Source organism: Leisingera coralii (assembly GCF_049056525.1).
GTDB lineage: Bacteria > Pseudomonadota > Alphaproteobacteria > Rhodobacterales > Rhodobacteraceae > Leisingera > Leisingera coralii.
This window is the reverse complement of the sequence record NZ_JBHUPT010000086.1, coordinates 34,506-43,323: the sequence shown is the minus strand read 5'-3', so window position 1 is coordinate 43,323 and position 8,818 is coordinate 34,506. Positions and strand designations below refer to the sequence as shown.

9 protein-coding genes and 1 pseudogene are annotated in these 8,818 nt (G+C 61.2%); 9 read left to right on the top strand and 1 reads right to left on the bottom strand.

Annotation, left to right across the window (positions count from 1 at the left end; all coding sequences use genetic code 11):
• Window positions 1-327: 327 nt before the first annotated feature.
• Window positions 328-540 (bottom strand): annotated as a pseudogene (locus ACFMBG_RS22185) (IS3 family transposase); the annotation flags it as partial.
• A gap of 276 nt (window positions 541-816) precedes the next feature.
• On the opposite strand from ACFMBG_RS22185, the gene nuoH reads away from it, so the two are divergent.
• From nuoH to ACFMBG_RS22140, 9 genes are all read left to right on the top strand, one after another.
• On the top strand, window positions 817-1,803 hold the full coding sequence (gene nuoH / locus ACFMBG_RS22180; protein WP_421056848.1) for an NADH-quinone oxidoreductase subunit NuoH: 987 nt from the start codon (window positions 817-819) through the stop codon (window positions 1,801-1,803).
• Between the two features lie 17 nt (window positions 1,804-1,820).
• A complete protein-coding gene (locus ACFMBG_RS22175) occupies window positions 1,821-2,399 on the top strand; it encodes a 4Fe-4S dicluster domain-containing protein (RefSeq protein ID WP_421056847.1) in 579 nt (192 codons plus the stop codon).
• Between the two features lie 65 nt (window positions 2,400-2,464).
• A complete protein-coding gene (locus ACFMBG_RS22170) occupies window positions 2,465-2,908 on the top strand; it encodes a CBS domain-containing protein (RefSeq protein WP_421056846.1) in 444 nt (147 codons plus the stop codon).
• A 61-nt stretch (window positions 2,909-2,969) separates the two neighbouring features.
• Entirely contained in the window at window positions 2,970-3,521 is a 552-nt protein-coding gene (locus ACFMBG_RS22165; protein ID WP_421056845.1) for an NADH-quinone oxidoreductase subunit J, read from the top strand.
• Window positions 3,518-3,820 carry an NADH-quinone oxidoreductase subunit NuoK gene (gene nuoK / locus ACFMBG_RS22160; protein WP_421056844.1) on the top strand — a complete coding sequence of 101 codons (303 nt, stop codon included), beginning with the start codon at window positions 3,518-3,520 and terminating at the stop codon, window positions 3,818-3,820. Before ACFMBG_RS22165 ends, nuoK begins: the two co-directional genes overlap by 4 nt.
• 4 nt (window positions 3,821-3,824) lie before the next feature.
• The gene (locus ACFMBG_RS22155; RefSeq protein ID WP_421056843.1) at window positions 3,825-5,315 is read left to right on the top strand and encodes a monovalent cation/H+ antiporter subunit D family protein; all 1,491 of its coding nucleotides are present in this window, start codon (window positions 3,825-3,827) and stop codon (window positions 5,313-5,315) included.
• A complete protein-coding gene (locus ACFMBG_RS22150) occupies window positions 5,315-5,569 on the top strand; it encodes a hypothetical protein (protein WP_421056842.1) in 255 nt (84 codons plus the stop codon). Before ACFMBG_RS22155 ends, ACFMBG_RS22150 begins: the two co-directional genes overlap by 1 nt.
• Entirely contained in the window at window positions 5,562-7,334 is a 1,773-nt protein-coding gene (locus tag ACFMBG_RS22145; RefSeq protein WP_421056841.1) for a Na(+)/H(+) antiporter subunit D, read from the top strand. The genes ACFMBG_RS22150 and ACFMBG_RS22145 overlap by 8 nt, the downstream gene beginning before the upstream one ends.
• Window positions 7,331-8,809, top strand: coding sequence for an NADH-quinone oxidoreductase subunit M (locus ACFMBG_RS22140; RefSeq protein ID WP_421056840.1), 1,479 nt, complete (start codon window positions 7,331-7,333; stop codon window positions 8,807-8,809). Before ACFMBG_RS22145 ends, ACFMBG_RS22140 begins: the two co-directional genes overlap by 4 nt.
• Window positions 8,810-8,818 lie beyond the last annotated feature (9 nt).

Below are 8,818 nucleotides of genomic sequence, written 5' to 3'. Positions count from 1 at the left end.
TGCTCGCCCTGCTTCAGGATGAACGCCTTCTGCGCCTCTGTGAACTTCGATGCTTTCATGCGATTCCGCTCCTCTCCCAGCCAGGGAAATTTAGCGGAAAACTCCAGCTCCGAACGATCCAGTTTTCAGGGGGCAGAGCACCTTCTTTGCGCTGTGCGACGGATAGAAGGAAATACCCAATCATCGATGGAGCGCAGATCTGCCCCGGAAATCAGAGCCAGTCTTGTCCAGACGGCACTTTAAGCTCTCAAGGTGTGTCCGTCATCAAATGAAGCGGGCCAGTTGATGAGAATGCGATCAGGAAGATCTGGCTCATGGGTTTTGATCCTAAGTGGTGTGTCCGAGATTGAGCAAGCGGCGCTGTTTCAATGTTCTGTCCTTGATTTTTCTCCTTTCGCTGAGAATGGCGTGATCTCGACCGAAATAGACATCGGCCGGTGTTAGATTGCCGAGGCTCTCGTGGCAGCGGCGGTGGTTGCAGAGCTCGACAAAGGCTTCAACGGCTTCTTCAAGCGCACCCGGCAAATAGTAGTTTGTCAACTGTCTGACATCCAGCGTCCCTCAGCAGAACTGCAACGCGGCGGTAGCTATAGCTGCCGTACTCGGATGAGGCATTCCAACGGTGAGCCGCCCATTTGCGCATTTTGCAAAATTTGCGCAGAACTGATAGTATAAAGAGCAGATTAATTGGGTTTGTTCGCAATGCTTTGCGGCAAGATCACCGGTCGGCGGTTCCCGTAAGGAAGGGCTGGCGCAACTCTCTGACAGCGAACAATCTTTCGAAAATGACGCGGCCGGGATCGGAGGTTCGGCAGCATGGAGTACGTTCTGGCGCTTTTGCCGATGCTTCTCAAAATGGCCGTCGTCGTGGGCGTTTTGCTGCTGCTTCCGCTTCCGCTGACCTGGATGGAACGAAAGATTGCCGCCCATATCCAGCAGCGCCCTGGGCCGATGCGGGTGGGCTGGCATGGCCTGCTGCAGCCGCTGGCGGATGCGCTCAAGCTGCTGACCAAGGAAGACCATTTCCCGGCGGAGGCCGACCGGCGGCTGTTTGCGATGGCGCCGGTGGTGGCACTGGTGCCGCCGTTCCTGGTGTTCACCGTTATTCCGTTCGGCGGGCCGGTTCAGGTCTTCGGCACAGAGGTCACGCTGATGCTGTCCGACATGAACGTGGGGCTTCTGTTCATCCTGGCAGTGTCCGGGATCGGCGTGTTCGGCACTATCCTGGCGGGCTGGGCATCGAACAGCAAATACGCGGTGCTGGGCAGCCTGCGGTCGATTGCGCAGATGATCTCTTATGAAATCCCGATGGGGTTCTCGGTGATCGGGGTCGTGATGCTGGCCAATTCGATGAACCTGAGCCAGATCGTTGCGGCGCAGGACGGGCTGTGGAACGTCGTTGTGCAACCGGTCGGCTTTTTCGTATTCTTCGTTGCCGGGCTGGCCGAGGCGCAGCGCATCCCCTTTGATCTGCCCGAGGCCGAGGGCGATCTGGGGGCGGGGTACCACACCGAATATAGCGGCATCCGGTTTTCGCTGTTCATGCTGGCGGAATACCTGGTGGTGGTGATGCTGGCGGCGCTGAACGTGCTGCTGTTCTTCGGCGGCTGGCAGGGCAGCCCGTTCTTCCTGCCGGACACCATCTGGTTCCTGCTGAAGATCGGCTTCTTCGTCTGGGTGTTCATGTGGTTCCGGTTCACCTTCCCGCGCTACCGCTATGACCAGTTGATGGCGATCGGCTGGAAGGTGCTGCTGCCGCTATCCCTGCTCAATATTTTGGTCAGCGGGATACTGATGCTATGATCCGGAGGTAAGACAAGATGGCAAGAACATCAGTCAAAAAGGCGGGCTGGATCGGCAGGGTCTTCTTCCTCGACCTGCTGGCCGGGCTGCGGCTTACACTGCGCTACATGTTTTCCAAGACGGTGACGCACCGCTATCCCGACCATGAGAAATGGGTGCCCTACGAGCGCCACCGCGGCCATCATTTCATCAAGACCAATGACGAAGGCGATGTGAACTGTGTCGCCTGCGAGCTCTGCTCGCAGATCTGCCCCTGCGATTGCATCACCGTAATTCCCTATGAAAACGAGAAGGGCGACCGGCGCCCGAAGGTGTTTGATATCAACCTGGCGCGCTGCCTCTATTGCGGGCTTTGCGAAGATGCCTGTCCGGCGGACGCAATCAAACTAGGTCAAGAATATGAGGTCGCCTGTGATCACCGGCCCAAGCTGGTGGTGCATCTGGAAGATTTGGTGGCCGCGCCGCGCAAGGCCGGGGACGGCGGCCAAGTGCGGCCCGCCAGGCTGGAGCCGGGCGGCAAGCGGCGGTCGGTGGCCACTGCTGCGGCCGGGACTGAAGGCCACGACTGGTGGCGGCACATACGCAAGGGAAAGTGAAGCGAAACTGTAAGCGGCGCGGCCGGGAGAACGGCAAAGGCGGGCACAGATAGGGGGGTAAGAAAATGTATGTCAAAGCAGTGTTGGGGCAGAAGGGATATGAGACCTATTCGGTTGCGCCGGACGACAGTGTTTTGACGGCTCTGCAATTGTTTAACGCAAACAAGGTTGGATTTGCGGTTGTCCGGGATGCAGCCGGCAAGGTGGTTGGCGGGGTCTCGGAACGCGATATCTGCATTGCGCTGTCGGACCCGGAGGGGGCGAGCCGGAAGTCCGCCGTGCGCGAGGTGATGACCACAGATATCCTTACCTGCGCGCCGGACGACAATCTTATCAGGCTCATGGCGGTCATGACGGAAAAGAGAAACCGGCACATGCTGGTCTGTGACGACGAGGGTCTGCAGGGGGTCATCAGCATCGGCGATGTGGTGAAGCACCGCTTGGATGAGATCATACACGAGGAAGAAGAGCTTCTGAAATACATCGAAGGCACCGGCTACAGCGTGTGACAGCAGCGGCGGCGGGCCGGAAGGAAGAAAAAGCAGGAGAAAATTTCCAGGGAGGGCATTGATGGAACAGGCATTTTTTCTGCTGCTCTCGGCGGTTGCGGTGGGGGCGGGGCTGCTTGTGGTCATTGCACGGAACCCGATCCACAGCGCGCTGGCGCTGGTGGCCTGCCTGGTCCAGATTGCAGCGCTTTATGTTCTGCTGGGGGCGCCCTTCCTCGCGGTGATCCAGATATTCGTCTACGTCGGCGCCGTTATGGTGCTATTCCTCTTCGTCATCATGATGCTGGACGTGCGCAAGGAGGCGCAGGCCCGGTTCCTGCCCAAAGCGCCGCTGCCCGGCCTTATCGCGCTGATAATCCTGGCGGCTGAGCTGATTTTCCTGCTGCTGCAAAGCGCCCGTTTGCACGCGGTCATGGGGCCGGGGCCGCGGGTCGCCGAGCAGCCGTCTGTGGCGGATCTCAGCCTGCTGCTGTTCCAGGAGTACCTTCTGCCGTTTGAGGTGGCTTCGGTAATCTTGCTGGTTGCCTTGATCGGGGCGGTGGTTCTGGCCCGCAGCGAAGAAGCCGACAGCAATGCGGCACAGCGCAAAGCCCCGCGCAGGGCAGCCCGATGATCCCGGCGGCGTGGTATCTGATCCTTGCCGCGGTGCTGTTTGTAATCGGCGCAGCGGGGGTCCTGCTGCGCCGCAATGTTCTGGTTGTGCTGATGTCGCTGGAGCTCATGCTGAACAGCGTCACCATCAACCTGGTTGCCTTCGGGCATGTGCTGCAGGACCTGCGCGGGCAGATCATCGCCATTTTCGTCATTGCGATTACCGCGGCGGAAGTCGCGGTCGCGCTTGGCATTCTGGTCGCCTTGCTGCGCAACAACCACACGCTGGAAGTGGATGAGCTAACGGTCTTGAAAGGGTGACGCGGTGGAGTTTCTTCTGTCCATCCGGCCAGTTCTGGCTATTGCCGTCAGCCTAGCTGCGGCAGCGCTGATCCTGTGGCTGCACCAGCGCCCCAACCTGCGGGATGCTGTATCGGTGGCCGCGGCAGTGCTGAAGTTCCTGATCGTGATTTCGATGGCGCCGCTGGTGCTGGCAGGCGGCACTCTGGAACTCAGGTTGTTTGAAATCCTGCCGGGGGTGGATTTGGCCTTCAGGGCGGACGCGCTGGGAATGGTATTCGCTACCGTGTCGAGCCTGCTGTGGATTTTCGCAGCGCTCTATTCGATCGGTTATATGCGCAGCCTGAAAGAGCACGCGCAGACCCGGTTTTTTGCCGCCTTTGCTGTCTCTCTGTCGGCGGCGGTAGGCGGCGCATTTGCTGCGAACCTGTTCACGCTGGTCATCTTCTACGAAGTGCTGAGCCTTGTGACCTATCCGCTGGTCTACCACAAGGAGGACAGCGAAAGCTGGGTCGGCAGCCGCCGCTATGCGGTCTATCTGATCGGTGCCTCGAAATCCTTTCTACTGGCGGCGCTGGCGCTGACCTATCAACTGGCTGGATCACTGGATTTCATGCCGCAGGGACTGCTGGCCGCTTCCGGGGCGGAGAGCTGGCTGCTGAGCGTTGTCTATCTTTGCTACCTCGCCGGTTTCGCCAAGGCGGCAGTGATGCCGTTTCATGCCTGGCTGCCTGCGGCCATGGTTGCCCCCACCCCGGTCAGCGCGCTGCTGCATGCGGTGGCGGTGGTCAAGATGGGCGTGTTCTGCATGCTGCGGGTGATCTTCCATGTAATGGGCGTGGACCTGATGGACAGCCTGGGGCTGGGCATCGCCACGGCCTATCTGGTGTCCTTTACCATCGTGATGGCGTCGGTCTATGCGCTGACCCGCGACGACCTGAAGGCGCGGCTGGCTTATTCAACAGTCAGCCAGCTTTCCTACATAATCCTGGGAGCGGTGCTGCTGACGCCGATGGCGGCGATTGGCGGCATCATCCATATTGCGGCGCATGCGTTTTGCAAGATCACGCTGTTCTTCTGCGCCGGTTCGATCTACTGCGCCTCGCACCGCCGCAACATCAGTGATTTGTCAGGCATCGGGCGGCGGCTGCCCTGGACCATGGCAGCGTTTTTCATTGGCTCCCTGGGCATGATCGGCATTCCGCCCTCCGGCGGGTTTGTCAGTAAATGGTATCTGGTGCTGGGATCGGCCGGGGGCCAGGAGATGGTGTTCCTGACCGTGCTTTTGGCCAGCGCGCTGCTCAATGCCGCATATTTCCTGCCAGTGACCTACACAGCGTTCTTTGAGGCTGAGAAACCCGGCGCCCCTGATCTGGTGGCGATGCAGGACGTGCGCGAGATCCCTATGGTGGCGGTGCCATTGCTGATCACCTCGCTGTTGTCCTTGGCGCTGGGGCTGAACCCGGGCTTCTTTGTTGAACTGGCGCAGCTTGTGATGCGCGGAGCGGGGCTGTGATGATCGGCAGGCTGGTGAATTTCTTTGGCGACGCGCGGTACAAGAGGCCGCGCTGGCGGCTACTGTTGACGGTGCTTGCGCTGATTCTGATCGCCGATCTGTTGGTGCCGCGCCACCACAGTGAACACTTCTGGGACGCCATCCCCGGTTGGGGTGCGGTGTTCGGCTTTGCCAGCTGCGTGGCCATCATCTTCGTTAGCAAGTTCATCGGCCACAAGGGCGGCATCATGCGGGACGAGGACTATTATGACTGAGTGGCTGCACCCCGCAATTCTGATGCTTCTGGGCGCGCTGCTGCTGCCGCTCATCCGCGGCACCGGGCAGAAGCTGCTGTCGCTGATCGTGCCGCTGTTGGTACTGTACAGCGTGTCGCAAATGGCGCCGGGCACGTCCGGCAAAATCACATTTGCCGGGGTCGAGCTTGTGCTTTTCCAGGCGGACAAGCTGTCGCTGGTCTTTGCCTGGGTCTTTGCCATCATGTCGGTGATCGGCAACCTTTATGCCTGGCATATCGAGGGCACCGGCCAGCGGGTCGCCGCATTTCTTTATGCGGGCAGCGCCTTTGGGGTGGTCTTTGCCGGCGACTGGCTGACGCTGCTGATCGGCTGGGAGGTGATGGCCTTTGCCTCCGCCTACCTGATCTTTGCCTCCCGCAATGCCAAGGCCGTAGCGGCGGGGTTCCGCTATCTGCTGGTTCATGTGGCGGGCGGGGTGCTGTTGTTCGGCGGCATTGTGCTGCACGGGCTGCAGACCGGTTCCTGGCTGGTGGGGCCGCTGGATGCGGGGCAGGGGGGCTTGGCCTACTGGCTAATCCTGATCTCCTTCCTGATCAATGCGGCCGTGCCGCCGCTCAATGCCTGGCTGACCGATGCCTACCCCGAAGCCACAGTGACCGGCGCCGTGTTCCTCAGCGCCTTCACCACCAAAACCGCCGTTTACGTGCTGATCCGCAATTACCCGGGGGCGGAGATCCTAGTGGGCCTTGGTGTTGCCATGGCGCTTTACGGTGTGGTGTTTGCGGTGCTGGAGAATGACTGCCGCCGGCTGCTGGCCTATCACATCGTCAGCCAGGTGGGGTACATGGTGGCAGGTGTCGGGATCGGTACCGAGATGGCGCTGAACGGGGCCGCCAGTCATGCCTTTGCCCATATCCTCTACAAGGGGCTGCTGTTAATGGGGGCGGGCGCCGTGATCATGATGGCCGGGCGGCGCAAGCTGACCGAGCTGGGCGGGCTTTACCGGACGATGCCGCTGACTGTCGTGCTGTACATGATCGGCGCCTTTGCTATCTCGGCCTTCCCCCTGTTCAGCGGGTTTGTCAGCAAATCCATGGTGGTCTCTGCCGCAGCGGGAGATCACCGTGCCGCCGCGGCGCTGCTGCTGACCGTGGCGTCCTCGGGCACTTTCCTGCACACCGGGCTGAAGCTGCCCTATTACATGTTCTTCGGCAAGGACAGCGGCCTGCGGCCGCCGGAGCCGCCGCTGAACATGCTGCTGGCGATGGGTATTGCGGCGGCCTTTTGCATCGGCATCGGGGTCTATCCGCAGATGCTCTATGCCCTGCTGCCCTATCCGGTGGGCTACCAGCCCTACACGGGCGTGCATGTGACTGAGAGCCTGGGGATCCTGATGTTCACACTCCTGGCCTTTGTGCTGCTGCTGAAACAATTGGATCCGGAGGACACCATCAGCCTCGATACCGACTGGGTCTACCGGCGCGGTGCCAAGCTGTTCATGCGGTTGGCCAAGGGGCCGGTTCTGGTCTGGGAACAGATGCTGATCACCCTGGGCGACGGTGCCGGGCTGCGGCTGATGCACCGCCTGTCGCGGCTGAGCCTGCGGGCGGACCTCGGGGTAGTGGATGCGCTGGTCAATGGCGTGGCAGAGACCGCCCGCAGGGGTGGGTTGGCGCTGCGCCGGCTGCAGACCGGCGTGGTGTCGCATTACGCCTTCTGGATCATCGCCGGGCTGATTGCGGTGCTCGGGTTGCCGCTGATCGCCGGGGTAGGTTTGCCATGAGCGGCCTGCCTGTCCTCAGCATCCTGATCCTGCTTCCCGCAGCGGGGGCAGTCGCGGTGCCGTTCCTGCGCAGCAGGGATGCGGTGCGCTGGTTCACCCTTCTGGTGCTGCTTGCGGATTTTCTGCTTGCGGTCTGGATCCTGGCCGCCTTTGATCCGGCTTCCGCCGCGATGCAGTTCCGCGAGGCCCGCATTTGGGTGCCCGCGCTGAATATGGGGTACCGGCTGGGCATCGACGGCATCAGCGTCTGGTTCGTGCTGCTTACTACCCTGCTGGGCTGGATCTGCGTGCTGGCGTCCTGGCGGGCGATTGCCGTGCGGGTGAAGGAATTTATGACCTGCCTGCTGGCCATTCAGTCCATGATGGTCGGTGTGTTCTGCGCGCTCGACCTAGTGCTGTTCTACGTGCTGTGGGAGGTGATGCTGGTGCCGATGTATCTGATCATCGGCATCTGGGGCGGTGGCAGCCGGGTTTATGCGGCGTTCAAGTTCTTTCTCTACACGCTGGCGGGCAGCCTGTTGTTCCTGGTCGGCCTGCTGGCGCTGTATTTTGCCGGCGGGCGGACCTTTGACATGCTTGCGCTGATGGCGGGGGAATATCCGTTCCGTCTGCAGGTTTGGGTGTTCCTGGCCTTCCTGGTCGCCTTCGCGGTCAAGGTCCCAATGGTGCCGGTGCATACCTGGCTGCCGGATGCCCATGTGCAGGCTCCGACGGCGGGCAGCATCATCCTGGCCGGAGTGCTGCTGAAAATGGGTGCCTATGGTTTCCTGCGCTTCTCGCTGCCGATGCTGCCGGATGCGTCGCAATACCTGGCGCCGCTGATAATCACCCTGTCGGCGGCGGCGATTGTTTACGGCGGGCTCCTGGCGCTGGCGCAGAGCGACATCAAGAAGCTGATCGCCTATTCCAGCGTCAGCCATATGGGATTTGTCACCCTCGGCCTGTTCACCTTCGAGGCAAACGGCATGTCTGGAGCGGTAATCCAGATGTTCAACCACGGCATCACCACCGGCGCGCTGTTCCTGTTTGTCGGGCTGATATACGAGCGCACCCACAGCCGCGAAATTGCCGCCTATGGCGGCATGATCAAGGCGGTGCCGATCTTTGGCATCCTGTTTGCGGCCTTTTTGCTGGCGTCGATGGCAGTGCCCGGCACCAATGGCTTCATCGGCGAGATCCTGGTGCTGGCGGGCACCTTCGGGGTCAGCGGCTGGGCCGGGACCGCTGGCGTTCTGGGCGCCCTGATCGGTGCGGCCTATCTGCTGGGCCTCTACCGGAAGGTGCTGCTGGGCCCCGTGAAAGTGCCGGAAGGTTCCGTGATGCGTGACCTGCGGCGCCGCGAGCTGGCCTGCGCGGCGCCGCTCTTGCTGTTCGTATTCTGGTTCGGCCTCTATCCAAAGCCCTTCCTCACCATCCTGCAGCCGTCATTGGACCATCTGATGACCCAGCTTGCGTCAACGGGGGCGGCGCAATGAGGAGGGTGG